The following is a 20,876-nucleotide window of genomic DNA, read 5'->3' as shown; positions in this document are numbered from 1 at the left end:
ACTTGTATTTTAACCATTAGTATTTTAAAATTTCAAGTTATGAAAAAAGCATTTTTCAGAGTTCTGAACAACATTAACAAAGCAATTTTACCAAAATATAGCAAACGAGATTTTACAAAACTCAACAAATTTCAGAAACTCATTTTCGGTTATCGATATAAGGTTTTGGTAAATTCATTAGACTAGATCATCAACATTAAATAAAAAAGAAAGCGTTCAAAATAATTTGAACGCTTTCTTTTTATCTTCAAGCTTCTGACCTCCGTCATCCAGCTTTATGAATTTTCTAAGATATAACTGAACATCAATGGTGCACAGATCGTTGCATCGCTTTCCACGATGAACTTCGGTGTGTTGATATCCAATTTTCCCCAAGTGATCTTCTCGTTCGGAACTGCTCCGGAATATGATCCGTAAGAAGTTGTAGAATCAGAGATTTGACAGAAATAACTCCAGAACGGAATATCGTGCATCTCCATATCTTGGTACAACATCGGCACCACACAGATTGGGAAATCACCTGCAATCCCACCACCAACTTGGAAGAATCCAACGCCTTTTCCACCAGAATTTTTCGGGTACCAATCAGCCAGATAAGCCATATATTCGATTCCTGATTTCATTGTAGAAAATTTCAAATCGCCTTTGATGCAATAAGATGTGAAAATATTTCCCATTGTAGAATCTTCCCAGCCTGGTACCACGATTGGCAAATTTTTCTCTGCCGCCGCGATCATCCAAGAATTTTCTCTCGGGATTTCGTAATACTGTTCAAGAACGCCAGACAAGATCATTTTGTACATATATTCGTGCGGGAAATATCTTTCTCCTTTTTCGTCTGCATCTTTCCAGATCTCGTAGATATGCTTCTGCAATCTTCGGAACGCTTCTTCTTCCGGGATACAAGTGTCAGTCACTCTATTCAAGCCTCTTTCCAACAAATCCCATTCTTCTTTCGGCGTAAGGTCTCTATAGTTTGGAACTCTTTCGTAATGCGTGTGCGCCACAAGATTCATCAAGTCTTCCTCAAGGTTTGCACCAGTACAAGAAATGAAATCCACTTTTCCCTGGCGGATCATCTCAGCAAGAATTTTCCCTAATTCCGCAGTCGACATTGCACCAGCAAGTGTGATCATCATTTTCCCGCCATCTTTTAGATGCGCAACATATCCTTTGGACGCATCTACCAACGCCGCAGCATTGAAATGCAGATAATATTTCTCTATGAACTCAGTAATCGGTTTGCTCATTTTGTTTAAGATTTTTGCAAAGATAAAATTAAAAGCGGAAAGTAGCAGCGGCGCTTAAAGAAACTCTGCTTAAACCTTCCTTATCATCTCCAAAATTAATCGTCTGTCCATTATATTTCATCTTGCTCAGTGTTCCACCCGTCAATCCAAGTTTTGGACCAATATAGAAAAATTTGCTTACCTCATACTGGTAGGCCAGATTCATCTCTGCACCAAAGTTTGAGCCAGTGCCTTTCACATTTCCAGTTCTGGTGGTATAGCTGATTACACCAAGAGAAATATCAACAAAACCTTTATGTCTTGTATTGTCATTGAAATTGGAAATCATAACAGAAGGTCCAAAATAAGTGATATTATCCTTGGTATCAGCTGTGATATAGACCACGTTACCATTTTGATCTGCGCCAGACAATGTACCAGTACTGGATGCACTGTAGTTTGAAAATTTAAGTCCCAGCGCAACAGTTCCTCTTAAATGATAATAAGCCGAGATATCGAAATTCACACCGCTTTTCAAACCTTTGATGTAATCTTCTTCTGCATTTGTAAGTCCTTCAGGATTCTCAGCAGTTCTCCATCCGAAACCTACAGATGGAATAATTGAAAATTTTTCCTGTGCAAAAGAAAATATTGATGCAGAACACATTGCTGCAAAAAGTAATTTTTTGATCATATTAATTTTTTTGCAAAAGTAACAATTTGTAATAATCAATTTGGTTAAATATTGTACATATTATATACTAGTCAACTTCCAACATAATTCATTACTTTTGCAAATTCAAATAAAATATAGAATACAATGCTTTCGGTTCAGGGATTAGGCTTACATCACGCAGGAAATTATCTTTTCAAAGACACCAATTTTACCATCAAAAAAGGTGATAAGATCGGATTGGTCGGAAAAAACGGAGCTGGAAAATCCACGCTTCTCAAAATACTTTCCGGAGAGATCAATTTCTACGAAGGTAATGTGGTCACAGAAGGTAAGATCACAATCGGCTTCCTAAAACAGGATCTTGACTTCGTAAAAGGAAGAACCGTTTGGGACGAGACGATGCAGGCTTTTGAGCAGATCAATGCTTTGAAGGATGAGTTGGAAGAAGTCAACCACCAACTCGCTACCAGAACCGATTACGAAAGTGATGCCTACACCGATCTCATTAACAGAATGACAGATCTGAACGATCTTCTAATGAATTTCGATGCTTACAATTTGGAAGGCGATGTGGAGAAGATCCTATTTGGATTGGGTTTCAAAGCGGATGATTTCCAAAAAATCACCGATGAGTTTTCCGGCGGTTGGAGAATGAGAATCGAACTGGCAAAATTGCTTCTTCAGCAAAACGACCTGATGCTTCTGGATGAGCCTACCAACCACTTGGATATGGAATCTATCATTTGGCTGGAGGATTTTTTGAAAGATTATCAAGGCTCGATGTTGCTTGTAAGTCACGACAAGCAATTTATGACCTCTACTTGTAACAGAACTTTTGATGTCAACAACAGAAAAATAGACGATTACAAGGCAAACTACTCCAAATATCTTGAATTAAGAAAAGACAGAAAAGAAAAACTCATCCAGGCCAAAAAGAATCAGGATGCTGAAATAAAACATACAGAGGAATTGATCAACAAATTCCGTGCGAGTGCTTCCAAAGCTTCTTTTGCGCAATCGTTGATCAAAAAACTAGACAAAGTAGAACGCATTGAAGTGGAGAATGAAGATGTTTCTAAATTCAATATTCGTTTCCAACCGAGTGTACAACCTGGAAAAGTGATCTTCGAAGCTCAAAATCTGGGGAAAGCCTACGGTAAAAAACAGATTTTTGATAAGGTGGATTTCATCGTAGAAAGAGGCGCAAGAATCGCTTTGCTTGGACAAAATGGACAAGGAAAAACGACTTTGGCAAAAATTCTTGCCGGCGATATCACCGATTTTTCTGGAAGCTGGAATCTTGGACACAATGTGAACATCGGTTATTTTGCTCAGAATCAGGAAGAAGTTTTGACGCCGGATAAAACCGTTCTACAGGAAGCGGAAGACTCTGCAACCGAGGAAACAAGACCTAGAGTTCGAGATCTTTTGGGATCTTTCCTTTTCCAAGGCGAAGATGTGACGAAGAAAACGAAAGTCCTTTCCGGAGGTGAGCGAAACCGTTTGGCGCTTTGTAAATTGTTGCTTCGTCCGTTCAACACGTTGATCATGGATGAGCCTACGAATCACTTGGATATCCAGTCAAAGGAAATTATCAAATTGGCACTTCAGAAGTTTGAAGGCACCTTGATCGTCATTTCTCACGACCGTGAATTCCTACAAGGATTGTCTGACAAGATCTTCGAATTCCGTGATGGACGTATGAAGGAATTTCTTGGTGACATCAACGAATATCTGGAATTCAGACAGAAAGAAAGCATCCGTGAGATCTCTGCTGAGAAAGCAAAACTTCATCAGGAAGAAGAGATCCCGGAAGTAAAAGTTAAGGTTCAAGAGCCTGTGAAAGAATCTAATATCATCGTTAGCAAAGAACAAAAGAACATCCAAAATAAGATCAAAAAAGTCGAAGAAAAGATCTCTGAACTTGAATTGAAAATCGAGGAATTCGAAGGTTCTTTCACCAAAGAAAATCCGTCTGAAGAAACTTTGGAAACTTACAACAAAATCAAAGAAGAATTGGATCTGACTTTGCAGGAATGGGAATTCTTGGGAACTCAGTTGGAAGGTTAGGATTTGAACTTTAAGGTAAAATATAAACTGCATTGGATATTCTGATGCAGTTTTTTGTTTAATATATTTAGTTTTTTATATTTTCACTGATTGTAAAACACAATTTTTAATTTAAAACACGATGATGAAAAAACACATCCTGATTTCAGCTATTCTTCTTAGTGGCGTTTTTTATGCGCAAAGCAACTGCGACAATGTAAAACTTGAAAACACGAATCTAAAAACGGAAAATGATTATCTAAAAAAAGTTGTTGAGTTAAATACGCCAATTCTGGAATCTGAGAAAAACAATAATAATTTTAGAATCACAAAAGTTGTTGGTAATAAAGCTGATAAAACTATCACTATTACTTTTCTTGTTGAAGCTAAAGACGAAAATAAAAATATGACCATAAGCGATATTTCTATTATAGATACTGAAGGGAATGAGTATAAAGAAGACTTAGTTAAATCTAGTAGACCATATCCGCAATTGGCAACAAATGTTCCTCTTAAATTAAGTTTTTTATTCAGAGAAATACAGGGCGAACCTTTATTTATAAAATTATTCAGGTTTAAAACACTTTATTTATCGGAGAAAAGTTCTGGATTTGGAACTAAATCAAATATCGAATTGAGAGACCTTAAAGTAAATTGGAACTAATTTATATCAAATACAAAGAAAAATGTTGATTTTGCTTTTTTACTTTTAAGTTCAGTTGAGACTTGGAAACAGCATTACAAATATTCCGTTTGTTTTCGTAATTTCACATTTAATAAAACCTCAATCACAAAAGTTATACGATGATCAACAACCTCAAAAAATACCTCAACGAAGAGCAAGACCCAAGATCCGTTGAAAAAATCATAGAAAAAGTAAATGACCTTTTGACCAATGGTGAAACCCTGGAATACATCGCTGTTCAGAATAAACCTGCAATCAACATTTCGCCAGATTCAATTGTCCTTACGAATAAAAGGATCATCTTTTTCCGTTCAAAATCGTTTGGTTTGGTGACGGATTTTCAGGATTATCTTTGGAAAGATGTGGGTGAAAGTCATATCAGCGAGGCGATTCTTGGTTCTACTTTTAAGATGACGGCGGTAAGCGGATTTGTGGAGACGATTGATTATATTCCAAAATCTCAAGCGAGAAAGTTGTATCAATATGCACAAGCCAAAGAGGAAGAAATGATAGAATTTCGCAGACAAAAAGAACTGGAAGACAAGCGTGCAACTTCTGGAGGAATCACGGTCAATACGCAGCCTGAGCAAAAAGAAGAACCGAAGAAAGACATTCCAACAGAAGATCCAATGGAAACGCTGATGAAATTGAAAGCCTATCTGGACAATGACCTCATCTCTGCCGAAGATTACGAAGCCAAAAAGAAAGAGATCTTGGCTAGAATGTAAGTTCTTTCCTCGTTTCAGAAACCAATGTAAAGAATGAAGTTACTCAAAGCTTTTCTACTCCGATTGATGATCGTTGCAATTCCTCTGCTGGCTTTGTATTGTTATGCTCAAATAGCTTTTAAAGCCAACAGAGAAAAAGAACATCCAACAGACGCAGGTTTGGGAATCGTCGTTTTGCTTGCCTTTATTCTAATCACTTTATTCGTCGGATTTCTCGTCGATCTTTTGGTGAGACTAAGCAGAAAAGAGTACAAAATTGCTTTGATCAATATTCCTTTTCTGATTCCGTTTTTCATTTTTATCGTTTACATTGGTTGTTTGATGGCCAGTAGAGAATGTTTTTGTGGCTGGATGATCGATACGATCGACTGGATGCGTTGATCAAAAATTTTTGAATTATGAGATCATTGATTGTCGTTTTTATTTTGATTCAAAGCTTTGTATTCGGGCAGGAAAAAGCGATTACCAAAAACATAGAATTTGACCATTTGTACTTTGTAATTCCGGATTCTGTCTTTCAAAAAGTGGTTTCAGATTCCTATTTTTTAGAAATCTTTACCAGTGGCGACAAAGGTTGGCCCAAGTTCGAAGCGATAGATTCTCCGGAAAAGAAAGAAGTGTATTTCAGATTGGAAAACAGCTATTTTGAATTACTAAGCGACCAGAACAAATGGAAAGAACCACTTGATAAAATAGGAATCGGCTGGGCAAGTAATAAAGAAAACTCTCAGGAAGAATTGTCTGAACTTCTAAGATCAAAATACCAAGAAGTGGAATCCTACGACGAAAAAGACAGTCTAAAACAGAAGCTACACACCACTTTTTACATTAAACCAGAAAATAATTCAGCAACAAACCTAGACCTTTGGTTGCAGCAATTCTATCCAAGATTCATCGAGAATAATTTTGGAAAACAGAAAACGCCATATGATATTACAGGCAAAAAACAACGCGCCGAAAGATACTATTCCAAGAATACGATCGCTAAAGAAATTACCGATATTGGATTGATGCTCGACAGTTCTGAGTTTGAAAAAACATCCAAATGGTTGCAGACGATCGGCTACAAAAGCCAGCCCAACAAAAGAGCTTCTGTTTTTCAAAAAGGAAAGATGACATTTTCTCTTTTCCACGGCGAGCAAAACAAACTGTGGTATCTCCAATTTAAAAACAATTATTCTCCGAAGAAACGAGAGATCAAGTTTTCAAATGACTCAAAAATTGAAATTGAAAAAGAACAAAGCACCTGGTGGTTTTATCCAAAAGATCAATGCTGTCCGAATGATCATTAAACAAAATAAATTCGTTTAAACTTAACAACAATGTCTCAGATCTTCCGAAACCATTTAGAAAAATTTATCAAGATCAACGATGAAGATTTTGAAGAAATCTTGTCTTACTTCGAGGTCAAATTTTGCTAAAAAAGAAAATCTTTTGGAAGAAGGACAAGTTTGCAAGTACAATTATTTTGTACTGAACGGACTTCTGCGCAAGTTTTTCATTAATGAAAAAGGAACGGAACAGATTACAGAATTTGCCATCGAAACCTGGTGGATGACGGACAACATCTCTTACGAGCACAGATTACCTTCGGAATTTTATATTCAAACTGTCGAGAAATCTGAAATTTTGGTAATATCAAGTGATTCTCAGGAAAAATTGTTGGTAGAATTTCCTGTGATGGAAAGATATTTCAGGTTTGTTTACCAACGGGCGTATGCTGCCAACCAAATGCGTGTCAAATATATCTTCTCACTTTCCAAAGAAGAATTTTATTTCAATCTATTGAGGAAGCAACCAGCTTTCGTTCAGCGTGTTCCGCAATATCTCATTGCTTCTTTTCTTGGTTTCACGCCAGAATATCTGAGTGAGATCCGGAAAAGGATCGTTTCTTAAACCAGTTTAAGTTTTTAGAAAATCATTCTTTGTTACTTTGCCAAGCAAAACAAGAACAAATGAAATATCCTCTAAAACAAATCTATCCACAGCTCTTCCTAAGACTGGCATTAGCCTTTACATTTTTGTCCGCAGTGGCAGACCGCTTGGGAATTTTAGGAAAAAATACCGTTTGGGGGAACTGGGAAAATTTTGTCACTTACACCAGACAGATCACTGCTTTTCTACCAGGATCTTTCAGCGAGTTCGGCGCTTATGCTGCGACATTTTTAGAAATTGTTTTTGCCCTCTTTCTGATTTTGGGTTTCAAAACCAAGATCACCGCCTACGCATCAGGATCACTGCTCTTGATCTTTGCACTGAGTATGAGCATCACGCTCGGTATCAAAGCGACCTTTGACTATTCGGTTTGGGTAGGAAGCGCTGCGGCATTTTTGCTTTCAGCTCAGGAAAAATTCCCTTTCAGCATCGATGAAAATTTAAATCAACCTAAAAAATAATTCACAATGGACAAACGCATCAACATCAACACGACAGAACCTCACGCTTACAAAGCAATGCTAGGATTGGAAGCTTATCTGGCTCAGGCAGAAATCTCTAAAACCATCAAAGAACTCATCAAAATCCGTGCTTCACAGATCAACAATTGTGCTTATTGCTTGGCGATGCACACCAAAGATGCCATCAAATATGGTGAAAGCGCAGAGAGGCTTTTCATCGTCAGCGCTTGGCACGAGGCAGAAAGTCATTTCACAGAAGAGGAAAGAGTTGCCTTGAAGATGACGGAAGAGATCACACAAATTTCGCAATACGGTTTGAGCGATGAAACGTATCAAAAAGCTTTGAAATTCTTTTCTGAGAAACAAGTCGCTGAGATCATTATGGCCATTGTGACCATCAATGCCTGGAACAGGATTGCGATCAGTACGCAACTTCAAATAGGAGAATAATTGCTCGAAATACCTTCATCAAAAAAGAAATCCCGATCAAAATCTGACCGGGATTCTTTGGGTTAATAAATCGAAAAAATGAAAATTTATTAATAACAACAATTTTAATTTTTATTCTGGGATCTCAAAGAAAAGAATAATAGCATTTTCACTCAACGCTTCGAATTCCAGTTCCTCAATGTCCCATATCAAAACAGCATCCCGGTTTTCCAGCAATCTGTTCTGAAACTCAAAGGCGCCATTGATCACCATTCCGAAGATTCCATTATTTCGTTCTTTCAGGATGTAGCGTCCTACTTCTCTCCCATCGAAAATCCCAATGAAACCAGGAAAACTGAAACCTGTATCAATGAAGTTCAATTTGTTTCGGATCTCAAGATTCAATTGATTGATGCGGTAAGAATTTTCCGTTATCTTTTTATTGAATTTAATCACTAAGACATCCGCATCTTCATCGGTCAGAATATTCTTGATGAAAACGTCCTGATCTTCGGACGCTTCAAAGATGACAGCCTCGCCTGTTTCGATAACCTTTTGGAAGTTGTTGATCCTGATCTTTCCGTAAAGTGGTAGAAAGATCGCCTTTTGATCCGCTTTCAGAGTTACAAGGTTTTGAGAGTCTCTATAAATCACAAACTCTAAAACTTCATACAACGTATGGTCCGTGCCGCCTACCTTTCTCTCATTTTTGTAAACATCCGCAATGGCAGCACTTGGGGCAAGATCCCAAAACCTGTAATCTGATTTCAATATTTTTGAAGGCGTTTGAACCAACATATTTTATTTTTAAAACATTAGTGAATGGACTTAAAAAAAATTCCGGGATCCATTGCCATTAACCTATGAAAATCTGACAACATCATGAATCCCGGAAAAAAAATAAACTTATGAAAATTATTATGGACATCTATATCTACGAGAGACAAAAGATTACAGATGTTAAATTTTTAAAAAGATATTAGAATATTTTATTAAGACCCAATGATTTAAGCATTCACCTTGATCGTGTGTTCCAGCTTGAATCCTTCATTTAAATTTCCGCTGATTGTACTCATCTCATTTGCCGTTCCATCACCGAAGACATTGTCATTGGCGTTGTAGGTATAACCGCTCATTCCGCGATAACCACTGCTTGCATTCACCAGTTCCACCTGACTTCCCGAACCTTCCGGAAAAGCGATTTGCGTGATGAGAAGCGACGTTCCCACATTGTTATAAATATGAACGTGAATATGCGTCGCCCGACCATTGTACCAACCAGGAAAAACCGATCTGTAACTTACCTTCCCGTTCTCATCCGTCGTCTGTCTGCCTCTCAGGAAATGATAATTGGTGTAATTCGTGGACTGCATTCCGCCGCCGCCATATTCGGAGTAATTACCGTCTTTGTCGCAATGCCAGATATCTACGATCACGCCTTGCAAAGCCGCACAATTGTTTTTTACGTTCTGAATTGTCAAATTAATGTCAAAGAGAAATCCTGTTCTGTCACCAACAATATTGTTTTGAACTAGAGTCGATGGGGATTTGGTGGGGAAAGGACCTTCCGTTTCAGAATTCGTCACCGCACATTCTGTAGAAACAGAATTATCGATCGCTGCATTTTCTTCTTCTTCACTTTTGCTGCTGCAACGCAAAATAAATGGTGCTGCAACAGCAGTTACACCTGCTAATCCGAGACTTTTCAGGAAGTCTTTCCTACTCACCATCCTCATCTTTCTAAACATTTAAGTTTTACAGGACAAAAGTAGGACGAGCTAGAAAGAGGAAGAAATTTTTGAGAGAAACGAAAGAAATGTGTCGATTTTTCGGCTAAATCTTAAAGGTATCTTAATAATATCCAATGATTTTTTTGAGATCATCTTTGTACGTCTCACCAACCGGAATGATGAAATCTTCCAGATGAATATTCTTGTTCACAATCCCTTTGATGGCTTTGACCGGAAGAATGTAAGACCTATGAACACGGATAAAATCCTTCTCCGGAAGCTTCGCCAAAATATTTTTCATAGATGACCTTGCTGTGATTTTCGGGGCATTTTTGAGATGGATCTGGATGTAATCGTCCAAACCTTCTATCAATATAATATCTTCAAATTCTATCTTATGAAGTTTGTAGTCTGCGCGGATCAGGAGATGTTGCGGCTGCAGTTCATTTGAAGATTTAAGTGCTAATTTTTCAACCGCTTTTTGGAATCTATCAAATGAAAAAGGTTTGACCAGATAATCAATCGCATTCACATCAAAAGCGTCGACAGCATATTCCGAAAAAGCGGTAGTGAAGATCACCTTGATGTCCTGGGAAAGATCTTTATAGAACTCCAATCCGTTTTTGTTCGGCATCTGGATGTCCAAAAAAATCAAATCGACGGGAAACTTACGCAGATATTTTTCAGCGTCGCTCTGTTTATGAAAAGTCTTTTCCAGGCTGATGCCTTCCATCTTCGAAGCGAAAGTTTCGATGATCTTTAGAGCCAGGATTTCGTCGTCTATAGCGATTGCTTTTATCATAAGTTATGAACTGAGGTCCAGATTGAGTTCCACAAAATACGATTTTTTATTTTCTTCGATGTTTAAAGTATATTTTCCTGGATATAGTTTCTCAAGACGTTCTGTTGTGTTTTTCATTCCAACTTTGGTCGATTCGTCAGCAGCGGAATGATTGACGATGTGATTAAAAACTTTGAAGTTCAGTTGTCCGTCTTTCACATTCACTTCAATAGAAATTTTGGAGTTCTCTTCTGCGTTCACACCATATTTGAAGGCATTTTCGATGTAATTGAGGAGAATCATCGGAACGATCTTCACATCATCTGTCACGCCATTTTCTTGATAATCAAAATCGAGACTTTCGTCAGTTCTCATCAACTGTAATGCAATGTAATCCTTGATGTAAAATAATTCTTTTGACAGTAGCACAAAATCATTTTCGCTTTCTTCTACGATGTAGCGCATTACATTTGACAATTTCAAAATCCCTTCCGACGCGTCATCAGACTTAATCAAAATCAATGAGTAAACAGAATTCAGCGTATTGAATAAAAAATGCGGCTGCAATTGATATCTGAGATTGAGAAGGTCAGCTTTTGCTTTCGCGCGTTCCATTTCCTTTTTTTTGATGGACTGGTACAAAAAGAAAGAACTGAGAAACGAAAACAGAAATGGCAAAATACTAGACACATATTTCCTGCTAAACGAATCATCTTTTCTCAGATGTGGCGGCGGCGGAAAACCTTTTTTGCTGCGTTGCATCTCCGGAAAGTTATGAGCTTCAAATTCGGCTCTATCCTTTGGCGAAAAATTTTCAGGTGGTGGTGGAAAATCCTGAAAACGTTGTTGATTCTTCTGTGATTGATTTGAAATCTGATTCTGAAAAAAATCGAACTTCGGGTCGCTTCCGTGGTCATTTGGAAATATGAAATAAGGAAGTGTACAAATCCAGATGAATGACACAAAAACACTCACCCAATAAAGTAGTAGCCTTCTTTTATCATATAACTTTGGAAGCAGAAAAGCCAGATTCAAATAGAAGAAAACAATAAACAAAACATATCTGGAAAAGTCCCTCTGAAAGAAACTCGAACTGATCAAACGCAGACTACCGTCCAATTCCGGTGAAGATAATATTGGAATCAGTAACAGTAATAGAATCAAGAGAATATGGTAGTAGATGTTTTTCAAAAAATGATTGTTTTCTAAATTTAAACGAAGTTAGTCAAAAATATTTCGAATCTAGAACAAAAAAAACGTCCCCAAAATTAGAAACGTTTTTTATAATTGAACTTTATTATTATTTGATAAAACCTCTGCTTCTTAGCAATGGTTTGATGTCTGCCTTATGACCAGTAAAACCCTCAAAAGCTTTGTTCAAGTCAACGCTGTTACCAACGGAAAGAATATATTTCCTGAAACGGTCACCGTTTTCTCTCGTGATCCCACCATTGGCTTTGATCCATTCCCAAGCATCGGAATCCAAAGTTTCTGACCACAGATAAGCATAATAGCCCGCTGAGTAGCCACCGCCCCAGATGTGCGCAAAATATGGTGTATGGTACCTTGGCGGAACTTGTGGAACCAACAATCCGTACTTGTTCAAAGCTTGTTTTTCGAAGTCCAAAACTGGGATCAATTGTTTGTCGGCAGTCACCGTATGCCAGTTCATATCCAAAGTTGCAGCCGCTACCAATTCTGTCGTTGCATAACCTTGGTTGAAGTTGGACGCTTTTTTGATCTTATCGATCAGTGCTTGTGGCATTGGTTGTTTGGTTTGATAATGCAAAGCATAATTTTTCAAGATCTCTGGTTCCAAAGCAAAATGTTCGTTGATCTGAGACGGAAATTCAACAAAATCTCTCGGTGTGTTGGCTCCAGAGATCGAGGCGTATTTTTGATCCGCAAATAAGCCGTGCAAAGTGTGACCAAACTCGTGGAATAAGGTTTCTACATCATCGTAGGAAATCAAAGATGGCTTTCCTGGCGCTGGTTTCTGGAAATTGTAAACATTTACGATCACCGGTTTCTGACCTAGAGAATGTGACTGCTGAACGAAGTTGTTCATCCACGCACCACCACTTTTGTTGCTTCTGGTGTAGAAATCCAAATAGTAAAGCGCCAAAGATTTGCCGTCTCTATCGAAAACCTCGTAAGCCACCACATCTGGATGATAAACCGGAAGGTCTTTTCTCACTTTGAAAGTGATGCCGTAGAATTTTTCAGCAGCGTAGAAAACACCTTTTTCCAAAGCCGTCGTGACTTCGAAGTAAGGTTTGATCTCGTTATCATCCAGGTCATATTTTGCTTTTCTAACTTGCTCGGAATAGAAATTCCAGTCCCAAGGTTCCACTTTGAAACCACCTTTCTGCGCATCGATCACTTCCTGGATTTCCGCCGCTTCCCGATTTGCAGTTTCTACTGCTGGCTTAGCCAATTGCGCTAGAAGTCCCATTGCAGCTTCCGGCGTTTTTGCCATTTGGTCTTGCAAGCTCCATTCTGCGAAGTTTTTCTTTCCGAAGAGTTGTGCTTTTTGCAATCTTAGTTTAGCCAATTTCTCAACCGTTTCTCTCGTATCGTTGGCGTCACCTTTTTCGGCTCTGGTCCAGGATGCTTTGTAGAGTTTTTCTCTGGTGGCTCTGTTTTTAAGATTTTGAAGAAGTGGCTGCTGCGTTGTATTTTGTAAAGCCAGGAGATATTTTCCCGTTTGTCCAGCTTTCTCTGCGTCTTCCGAAGCTGCAGCGATATCGTCGGCAGAAAGTCCGTCTAGTTCTTTGACATCAGAGATCAGAACGGCGCCATTCTTTCTGGCTTCCAACAATTTGTTGCTGAATTGGGTTGCCAAAGTTGCCAATTGTTGGTTGATCTCTTTTAATTTTTCTTTGTTCTCTGCAGAAAGGTTTGCGCCGGCCAATTCGAAATTGGTGAGGTAAAATTCTGTCAGTCTTTTGCTTTCTGCGTCGAGTTTATCCGTTTTTACGGCTTTTAACTTCTTGTATAATTTTTCATTCAAAGAGATCTTGTCTGCGTGCGATGCAAAGATCGGCGCAAATTCTTCTTCTAATTTCTGAAGCGCATCGTTGGTATTGGAGCTCGTCAAATTATAAAAAATAATGGTTGCTCTTCCCAAAGTTGGTCCGCTGTTTTCCAAAGCAAGAACGGTATTTTCGAATGTTGGAGCCGCTTTGTCATTCACAATTTTATCGATGTTGGCCAATTGTTCTTTCAAACCAAATTCGAAAGCGGGTTTGAAATGCTCGTCTTTGATCTTGTCAAATTCCGGTGCTTGATATTGTAAGGTACTTTTTTTAAGAAATGGATTGTTGTTCATAGCTTTTTCTGTGGTTGCCGTGGTCTTTTTCTGCTGGGCATTTATCATCATATTTCCTGTATTGAACGCCATAAATGCGACAAGCAATGATGTTTTTATTTTCTTCATATAATAAAAATTAATTGGGGAATAAAAGTAATGAAAAGTGAGGGAATAATCGACTTGCTTTTTTGAAGTAATGATCTCGGAATTGATCGATCTGCTACGTAACGATTTTCGTGATTCCGAAGACCCATGTTTCTTTTACCGTGAAATCTGCAGCCCGACTTGAACGGAGCTCATTTTTTGTGGCTGGAAAAGCAAAGGCAAAAATAGCGGGAGTGGAAGTCGGAAATAGCTGCCATAAAAACAATAAAAATTAGGTTTCGAGGGATGTCAAAAGCTGCCCAAATAATTCCCATTTGTAGCTGTTCGCAAATAGGAATCAACTAGTTACTTATCCTCGTCTTCATCGCCGCTCCAATGGTTTTCCTCGAAGGAGATGCTGTCGAGAGCCAACAGTTGTGCCTCACGTTCCAAAGTTTCTCTGAGGGTGAACGTGACCATATTTTCGTCTTTTTCCCTGGCCAGTCGTCTAGTCATCGCTTTATCGATGATCATGAAACGTTTTCCCATTCTTCTGGCGGTGTACTTGCGCATTCCGTTTTCCTTTAGGATGTCGACGGCCATATCTACGGCAGTTCCCAAGGTTTCGCGGTAAATATTGTCGACCTTTTTGTTGAGAAATTCGTAGGCATCCAAACGGTTTTTGGCTCTGACGAAGATCTTTATATCGGGATAATTTTCTTTGACGTAATCGACGAGGAATTTGTTTTTCTCCGGATCATCCAGACAAATGACGAGCAATTCCGCCTCTTCGATCCCGGCAGAACGTAACAATGCGGGTTTCGTGGCATCGCCGTAATACACGTTGAAACCGTTGGAACGCAACAGCGCGACGCGATCCGGATCATTGTCCAAAACCGTGGAGCGGATGCCGTTGGCTTTCAACAATCTTCCCACTGTACTTCCAAAATATCCGAATCCGACGATGATGATCTTCCGTTGTTTGATGATCCCGAGTTCTACGTTTTCCTCAGATTTTTGTTTGATAAATCGCTTGTCGAGAACTTTTTCTTTGAAGATCAAAAGCAATGGCGAGATACACATCGTGATCGCTACGATTGCCATCAACTCTGAGTTCGCTTGATAATCAATTAAAAATAAACTGGCGGAGAAATTAATCAAAACAAAAGCAAACTCACCGACCTGCGACAATGCAAAGGCGAGGAAGAAACTCTGCTCATTGTTCATCTTGTAATATTTTCCAATCCCAAAAAGAACTGTTGCTTTGATTGCCAAAACGATGAAGGCTGCCGTAAAGATAAAAACAGGTTTTGAAGCAATAATATCGAAGTTGATCGTTGCACCAACACTCACGAAAAATACGGCCAATAACAAACCTTTAAATGGATCAATGTTACTTTCCAGTTCGTGACGAAACTCACTATTGGCCAACATCACACCAGCGATGAATGCGCCTAAAGCAGGACTCAGTCCAATTGAGATCATCAATTCTGAAACACCGATCACAAGGAATAACGAAGCAGCGGTCAAAAGTTCATTGAGACCTGACCTGGAAACAAATCTTAAAAAAGGAATGAAGATATATCGTCCTAATAAGATCAATGCTAGAACGGCTCCGATAACAGTAAAAGGCTGCAACCATTCGGGAATGAAATGCAGCAATACTTTGTCATGATCCGCCTGGGAAATTGCTTTTTGCGACTTCGAGAGAAAGGGCAAAAGCGCCAAAATCGGGATTACTGCAATATCCTGGAAAAGCAAAATTGAAAACGATGATTCGCCGCTTACAGTCCGGAAAAGATTCTTCTCCTTCAAGGTCTGCAAAACAATCGCTGTAGATGACATTGCAAAACAAAGCGAAATGATTAGGGATTTTTGAAGTCCAAAACCGGCGATATAAAATACAATGAAAATTCCGACAATACTGAGTAGCATTTGGCTTAAGCCAAGTCCTAATATTCGTTTTCTGATCTGCCAAAGTTTCTGAGGTTCAAGTTCCAGACCTACTAAAAACAGAAGCATAATAACGCCCAGTTCAGAAGCATGCATGATGTCTTCTGCATCTCTTCCGGTCAATTGTAAGCAAAAAGGACCAATCAAAATTCCGCCCAGCAGATATCCAATGACGGAACTCAAACCCAGTTTTTTCCCAAGCGGCACCATAATGATGGCAACACCCAGAAAGATAAGGATTGTCATAGCAATTGAATTTTCTGTCATTCTAATTTTAATATTGCTGCCAATTCTGCACAAAAAACATCCAACTGTTTCTCATCCAGATTATCTGCGTTGTAAATGATGTGCGTTTTTTTGAGTTCTATATTATTAATATCCAAAGAAACCTGGAGACCTGTGAGGAGGCTTTCTGCAGTCGTTTTATATTTTCCTTCTCTGGTGTAGTTTCCTTCGCTTCCACCAACACTTGTAATGATGATTGCATCTTTTCCGGACAAAATATTCTGTTGTCCTTCCGAGATCCAGCGCATATCAAAAACCTCATCTATCCAAAGTTTCAGCAATGGCGGCAATCCAAACCAAATGATTGGAAAGTGAAAAATGATTCTCTCATACTCTACAATCCTCTTTCTCTCGCGAAACGGCTGAATGTGAAAATCGGGATAATCCTCATAAAGATCTCTGAAAGTAACGTTTGGCATATTCTCATAACATTCTAACAATCTAACATTTGTAGTAGAATGTTCAAAATAAGGATGTGCAAAAAGTACCAATGTTTTTTTCAAAAGAAACTGCGATTTTCGTAAATATAGTTAATAAATGTAAAAAAATCAAGAATTATTTTTGAAGTAAGTTATCCAAAATTATGCGAATCCAGTTTACAATTGAATTAATTTTACATTAATAAAGCCGTACCAATCAGCAATTTTAAAGCATATTATTCTATATTTGCACTATATTAATATTAAACCATCACTTGTTTAATTAGAATAAATGATTCCTAAAAACACAAATCTTTACGCTTTAATTCTTTTTTGTTTAATAATTTCTTCTTTTGCATTCTCCCAAAGAGTAGATTACATCTATAGTAATTTCAATGGTTACTGGAATAGCGGAATGACCTCAATCCCAATTAATAACGATTGTGAACTCTTGGGCTTCCGATACAATAATGGAACCACAACCAGAGTTTATTCTACGGGTGTTAACAACACACTACTGACCACTAACGGTGTGGCATTTCAGAATACAAGATTCCGATCATTACCAATCAAAGATGTCAAATTCCCTGGTAATGCTGCTGGAGAGCCAATCTCTGGATCTGGCGGACCATTTCTTTTTGCTTTTGCCTCTGCAATAGATGGAAATGTGAATCAAGCGCTCACACCACCTTTTAAATTTCCTGATTACAAAATATCGATTGCGCTCAACAGAGGTTCACAAGGTATGGGACTTGGGTCAGCACTTACAAACGTGCCTTCCTCCACACCTCTTGAGTTTACTTTGCAATTCCCTCTGGATCCCACAAAGATCAATGATGGAACGCCAGATATGTTTTTTACACAACAGGCGGATCCAGGTACAAATGGTTTCGATGAAGGTTGGTTTGAAGATGCCAATGGTGTAATGATAGGAAATATGGTGACCATCAACTTCTCATCCAACACGCAGAATCCTTCCGTTGGAAGATGGAATATGGACTTCTACGAGATCAAGCAAAACACACCCGTCTGGAATACCAATGGCGTGAGAGACATCCGTGTGTTTGCGACAGATATTACGTCTTTTGGAATCACGACAGCAAATTATGCTGCTGTAAAGACATTCAAGTATCGATTCAACGGACAGAGTGACCCTGGAATATTAGCTTATAATGAAGAAACATTTAATTTCTTCTTAGCAAATGATGATTTTGCAACAACCAATCCAGGAACTTCTGTCACAATTCCCGTTTTGAATAATGACCTGTATAATTCATCAAATCCCGTAACCTTAACAATTTACACACCGCCTTCTGAAGGAACAGCAGTTGTTTCCGGTAACAATATTATCTTCACAGCCGCGTCCAATACTCAGACCAATAATGTTGTCATCTTTGAGTATCAGATCTGTGATGCTAACCAATGTGACAATGCATTTGTGACCGTCACTATTCCCGGCGGATACTGTACAAAGCCTTTCAATACTGCTGCCAGTACCAATACCACAAAAGTTGGAATCAACACACAGGAAAGTGCTTCTTCCACTTGGCCACTAAGTATTCCCAATGGTTTCATTGCATTGGAATCTCAAAATAAAGGTTTAGTAATTACCAGAACCACGGCCGCATCTATTCCTACAGCAAATCTGGTGGAAGGAATGCTGATCTACGACACAACAGATAACTGTATTAAACTTTACAATGGTACAACCTGGCGTTGTATCCAAAGAATTTGCATTGATTAATGATGAAGAAAACCATTTTAATATTTTCGATTTTTGTAACTTTTCAAAATTATAAATCACAAGTTGCCATCAGTAAAGCACCTAACAGCACTGGTGCAATTCTGGATTTTGCTACTGGAACAACCAATGGACTCATTCTGTCTGCAGTAACAAGTTTACCTACAAGTCCATCAAATGGAACTTTTTTAGTTGACCGGTCGGATCTCAAGGTAAAAATGAGGCAAAACAACACCTGGGTTGATATGACCAATCCTGGAGATTTGTCAAAAATAGCGCAAAACACGAGTTCAGAAGTTGGAAACGGTGTAATTATCGGAAGTAACAGCTCTTCTGCAAGTGGAGTTTTAGTTTTGGAAGCTACAAATAAAGCATTGGTCTTGCCAAAGATTGCCTCACCACAGACCAACGTCAGAAGTCCATATCCAGGTATGATCTGCTATGATACAACATCCAAATCGGTAGCTGTATTTGATGGTAAGGTTTGGAATTTTTGGAGATAAAAAAAGTCAAAATCCATTGCTGAATTTTGACTTGAATATTTTTTAGCTTAATTAGTTTACCAGCCTCCAGAAGCACCGCCGCCGCCAAAACTTCCGCCGCCGCCAAATCCACCGAAACCGCCGCCACCGCTGCTTCCGCCACCAAATCCACCGCCGCCGAAACTGCCTGGGAATGGGAAGAATCCGCCGCCGTATCTTCGGCTACCTTTTCTGGAAAGCGTGTAATCATCGTCGTCATCGTTACCTCGGTTATTCTTGGTCATTATGCTGATTAAAATAATGATAATAATGACAATCAACACAAGCGAGCCAATACTGATACCGCCATCTTTGTTCTGTTTCTTGACAATTGGTTTGAATTTCCCCTGAACAGCTTCCATTATTGCGGAAGTTCCACGGTCTATGCCATTGTACCATTCGCCTTTTTTGAAACTTGGTGTTACGAGATAATCCAAGATCTGTCCGGCAACCGAAGCTGTCAAATATTGTTCAACAGCTCGACCTTGCTGAATAGACATTGTGCGGTCTTCCGTGGCAATTAAAAAGACGACACCGTTATCAACACCTTTTTGTCCGATTCCCCATTTCTCTCCATACATTGTCGCAAGATAATTGACATCTTCGCCATTGGTGGTTGGAAGAATGATAACTTCGATCTCTGTAGAAGTGGAATCAGAAAATTTGATCAATTTTTGATTGAGCGCCTCCTTTTCACTTTCCGAAAGCAAATTGGCTTTATCATAAACTGGATAAAGTACCACAGGTTTCTCGGGCACAAGCTGAGCTTTGATAAACAAACCAAAGATCAGGAATAATGCGAATGTATATCGTTTAAGAGAAGCTGATATCATTGGATAGTTCATTGATATTTTCCCCAATTACAGGGAAATATTTTTTCAGTTCGAAGCCTGTTTTCAGGATGGCTTGTTTCAGTCCGTTGTAATAATTTTCTTTAGCAAACTCAGCTGTGATCTCATCGTGGATCGTGTCCCAAAAAGATTGTCTCACTTTTTTATGAATGCCTTCGTCGCCAATGATCGTGAGGTAATGCTGTTCAAAATTCACATAGAATAGAACGGCATTTCTTTCCTTGGTCAAATGCATATCTAAAGATTTGAAGATGCCAAAAGCCTTCTCTGCAAAATTGGTTTCGGAGGTCGAATCGATATGCACACGAATTTCTCCCGAGGAGTGATCTTCAGCTATTTTGATGGCTTCCACGAGGGAAGCCATCTCTGTATTTGTAAGAAAATGATTCATTATTCTGAGAAAACACTTGGTGCATTTTGTGCGCCTTCTGTTGCTTTGAATGTTGGTTTAGGTTGGAATTTTGGAAAAAATGCCGCTACGATATTTCCAGGAAAACTTTCAACCAAATTGTTGAAGCCTTTCACAGAACCATTGTAGTAAACGGTTTCTGAACGAATGCTGTTCTCAATCGCCGTATATTCTCTTTGGAAATTGATATATTGCTGATCAGCTTTCAGGTCAGGATATTTCTCAACCACGACCAATAATTTTCCTAGCGCACCACTCAATTGGCTTTGAGCCTGCTGGAATTTTGCCATATCCGCTTCTGTCATATTTGTTGGGTCCACATTCACAGAAGTTGCTTTTGCTCTCGCTTCTACCACTTGAGTCAATGTTTCCTGCTCAAATTTTGCGTAAGATTTTACCGTTCTTTCAAGATTCGGGATCAAGTTCGCACGTTTCTGATAAACGGTCTCTACATTCGCCCATTTTTCCAGAACGTCATTATTCGCTTGAACCATAGAATTGTATCTTCCAGATCCCCAAAAGAAAACTAATGCTGCGATGACCAATAATGCGACACCGACAACCAGGCAACCTTTACCTCTCATATTTTATGTTTTT

General features: G+C 38.8%; 22 protein-coding genes and 1 pseudogene. 11 read left to right on the top strand and 12 right to left on the bottom strand.

Annotated elements, in window-relative coordinates:
- The first annotated feature begins 39 nt into the window (after window positions 1-39).
- Window positions 40-186 carry a hypothetical protein gene (locus PQ459_07195; protein ID WDF48254.1) on the top strand — a complete coding sequence of 49 codons (147 nt, stop codon included), beginning with the start codon at window positions 40-42 and terminating at the stop codon, window positions 184-186.
- Window positions 187-275: 89 nt separating this feature from the next.
- On the opposite strand, the gene PQ459_07190 is transcribed toward PQ459_07195, so the two are convergent.
- Both PQ459_07190 and PQ459_07185 read right to left on the bottom strand, forming a co-directional pair.
- Window positions 276-1,250, bottom strand: coding sequence for a deoxyhypusine synthase family protein (locus tag PQ459_07190; GenBank protein ID WDF48253.1), 975 nt, complete (start codon window positions 1,248-1,250; stop codon window positions 276-278).
- Between the two features lie 28 nt (window positions 1,251-1,278).
- Window positions 1,279-1,923, bottom strand: coding sequence for a hypothetical protein (locus PQ459_07185; protein ID WDF48252.1), 645 nt, complete (start codon window positions 1,921-1,923; stop codon window positions 1,279-1,281).
- 126 nt (window positions 1,924-2,049) lie between these two features.
- Here PQ459_07185 and PQ459_07180 point away from each other — a divergent pair, with 126 nt between their 5' ends.
- The 8 genes and pseudogenes from PQ459_07180 to PQ459_07145 all read left to right on the top strand — a co-directional run bounded on the left by PQ459_07180 (window position 2,050) and on the right by PQ459_07145 (window position 8,213).
- Entirely contained in the window at window positions 2,050-3,975 is a 1,926-nt protein-coding gene (locus PQ459_07180) for an ABC-F family ATP-binding cassette domain-containing protein (GenBank protein WDF48251.1), read from the top strand.
- 124 nt (window positions 3,976-4,099) lie between these two features.
- Window positions 4,100-4,618, top strand: coding sequence for a transposase (locus PQ459_07175; protein ID WDF48250.1), 519 nt, complete (start codon window positions 4,100-4,102; stop codon window positions 4,616-4,618).
- A 140-nt stretch (window positions 4,619-4,758) separates the two neighbouring features.
- Window positions 4,759-5,367 (top strand): PH domain-containing protein, encoded by a 609-nt coding sequence (locus tag PQ459_07170; GenBank protein WDF48249.1) that lies wholly within the window; start codon window positions 4,759-4,761, stop codon window positions 5,365-5,367.
- Between the two features lie 33 nt (window positions 5,368-5,400).
- Window positions 5,401-5,748: a hypothetical protein gene (locus PQ459_07165; GenBank protein WDF48248.1), complete on the top strand. Its 348-nt coding sequence runs from the start codon at window positions 5,401-5,403 to the stop codon at window positions 5,746-5,748.
- A gap of 17 nt (window positions 5,749-5,765) precedes the next feature.
- A complete protein-coding gene (locus tag PQ459_07160; protein ID WDF48247.1) occupies window positions 5,766-6,659 on the top strand; it encodes a DUF5829 family protein in 894 nt (297 codons plus the stop codon).
- A 30-nt stretch (window positions 6,660-6,689) separates the two neighbouring features.
- A pseudogene (locus PQ459_07155) lies at window positions 6,690-7,263 on the top strand (Crp/Fnr family transcriptional regulator).
- Between the two features lie 59 nt (window positions 7,264-7,322).
- Window positions 7,323-7,763, top strand: a complete 441-nt coding sequence (locus PQ459_07150; protein WDF48246.1) for a DoxX family membrane protein — start codon at window positions 7,323-7,325, stop codon at window positions 7,761-7,763.
- Between the two features lie 6 nt (window positions 7,764-7,769).
- Window positions 7,770-8,213 (top strand): carboxymuconolactone decarboxylase family protein, encoded by a 444-nt coding sequence (locus tag PQ459_07145; GenBank protein WDF48245.1) that lies wholly within the window; start codon window positions 7,770-7,772, stop codon window positions 8,211-8,213.
- A gap of 111 nt (window positions 8,214-8,324) precedes the next feature.
- On the opposite strand, the gene PQ459_07140 is transcribed toward PQ459_07145, so the two are convergent.
- From PQ459_07140 to PQ459_07110, 7 genes are all read right to left on the bottom strand, one after another.
- A complete protein-coding gene (locus tag PQ459_07140; GenBank protein WDF48244.1) occupies window positions 8,325-8,990 on the bottom strand; it encodes a hypothetical protein in 666 nt (221 codons plus the stop codon).
- Between the two features lie 209 nt (window positions 8,991-9,199).
- Window positions 9,200-9,940 (bottom strand): intradiol ring-cleavage dioxygenase, encoded by a 741-nt coding sequence (locus tag PQ459_07135; protein WDF48243.1) that lies wholly within the window; start codon window positions 9,938-9,940, stop codon window positions 9,200-9,202.
- A 103-nt stretch (window positions 9,941-10,043) separates the two neighbouring features.
- Window positions 10,044-10,724, bottom strand: coding sequence for a LytTR family DNA-binding domain-containing protein (locus tag PQ459_07130; protein ID WDF48242.1), 681 nt, complete (start codon window positions 10,722-10,724; stop codon window positions 10,044-10,046).
- A 3-nt stretch (window positions 10,725-10,727) separates the two neighbouring features.
- Window positions 10,728-11,894, bottom strand: a complete 1,167-nt coding sequence (locus PQ459_07125) for a histidine kinase (GenBank protein ID WDF48241.1) — start codon at window positions 11,892-11,894, stop codon at window positions 10,728-10,730.
- Window positions 11,895-12,003: 109 nt separating this feature from the next.
- A complete protein-coding gene (locus PQ459_07120; GenBank protein ID WDF48240.1) occupies window positions 12,004-14,142 on the bottom strand; it encodes a M3 family metallopeptidase in 2,139 nt (712 codons plus the stop codon).
- 324 nt (window positions 14,143-14,466) lie between these two features.
- Window positions 14,467-16,320 carry a monovalent cation:proton antiporter-2 (CPA2) family protein gene (locus PQ459_07115; GenBank protein WDF48239.1) on the bottom strand — a complete coding sequence of 618 codons (1,854 nt, stop codon included), beginning with the start codon at window positions 16,318-16,320 and terminating at the stop codon, window positions 14,467-14,469.
- Window positions 16,317-16,841 (bottom strand): NAD(P)H-dependent oxidoreductase, encoded by a 525-nt coding sequence (locus PQ459_07110; GenBank protein ID WDF48238.1) that lies wholly within the window; start codon window positions 16,839-16,841, stop codon window positions 16,317-16,319. The genes PQ459_07115 and PQ459_07110 overlap by 4 nt, the downstream gene beginning before the upstream one ends.
- 208 nt (window positions 16,842-17,049) lie before the next feature.
- Between PQ459_07110 and PQ459_07105 the strand changes: the two genes are divergently transcribed.
- Window positions 17,050-18,501: a hypothetical protein gene (locus PQ459_07105; protein ID WDF48237.1), complete on the top strand. Its 1,452-nt coding sequence runs from the start codon at window positions 17,050-17,052 to the stop codon at window positions 18,499-18,501.
- Complete coding sequence (locus PQ459_07100; GenBank protein ID WDF48236.1) at window positions 18,501-19,001, top strand: hypothetical protein; 501 nt, start codon at window positions 18,501-18,503, stop codon at window positions 18,999-19,001. Before PQ459_07105 ends, PQ459_07100 begins: the two co-directional genes overlap by 1 nt.
- Before the next feature lie 56 nt (window positions 19,002-19,057).
- On the opposite strand, the gene PQ459_07095 is transcribed toward PQ459_07100, so the two are convergent.
- From PQ459_07095 to PQ459_07085, 3 genes are read right to left on the bottom strand one after another with little or no spacing between them, the layout of a single operon-like run.
- Entirely contained in the window at window positions 19,058-19,852 is a 795-nt protein-coding gene (locus PQ459_07095) for a TPM domain-containing protein (GenBank protein WDF48699.1), read from the bottom strand.
- The gene (locus PQ459_07090) at window positions 19,833-20,264 is read right to left on the bottom strand and encodes a TPM domain-containing protein (protein WDF48698.1); all 432 of its coding nucleotides are present in this window, start codon (window positions 20,262-20,264) and stop codon (window positions 19,833-19,835) included. Before PQ459_07090 ends, PQ459_07095 begins: the two co-directional genes overlap by 20 nt.
- The gene (locus tag PQ459_07085; GenBank protein WDF48235.1) at window positions 20,261-20,863 is read right to left on the bottom strand and encodes a LemA family protein; all 603 of its coding nucleotides are present in this window, start codon (window positions 20,861-20,863) and stop codon (window positions 20,261-20,263) included. Before PQ459_07085 ends, PQ459_07090 begins: the two co-directional genes overlap by 4 nt.
- Between the last annotated feature and the right edge of the window lie 13 nt (window positions 20,864-20,876).

Origin of the sequence: Chryseobacterium sp. KACC 21268 (assembly GCA_028736075.1) — a bacterium.
Classification (GTDB): Bacteria; Bacteroidota; Bacteroidia; order Flavobacteriales; family Weeksellaceae; genus Epilithonimonas.
The sequence above is the reverse complement of the archived record's forward strand: the minus strand, read 5'-3'. Positions and strand labels throughout refer to the sequence as shown.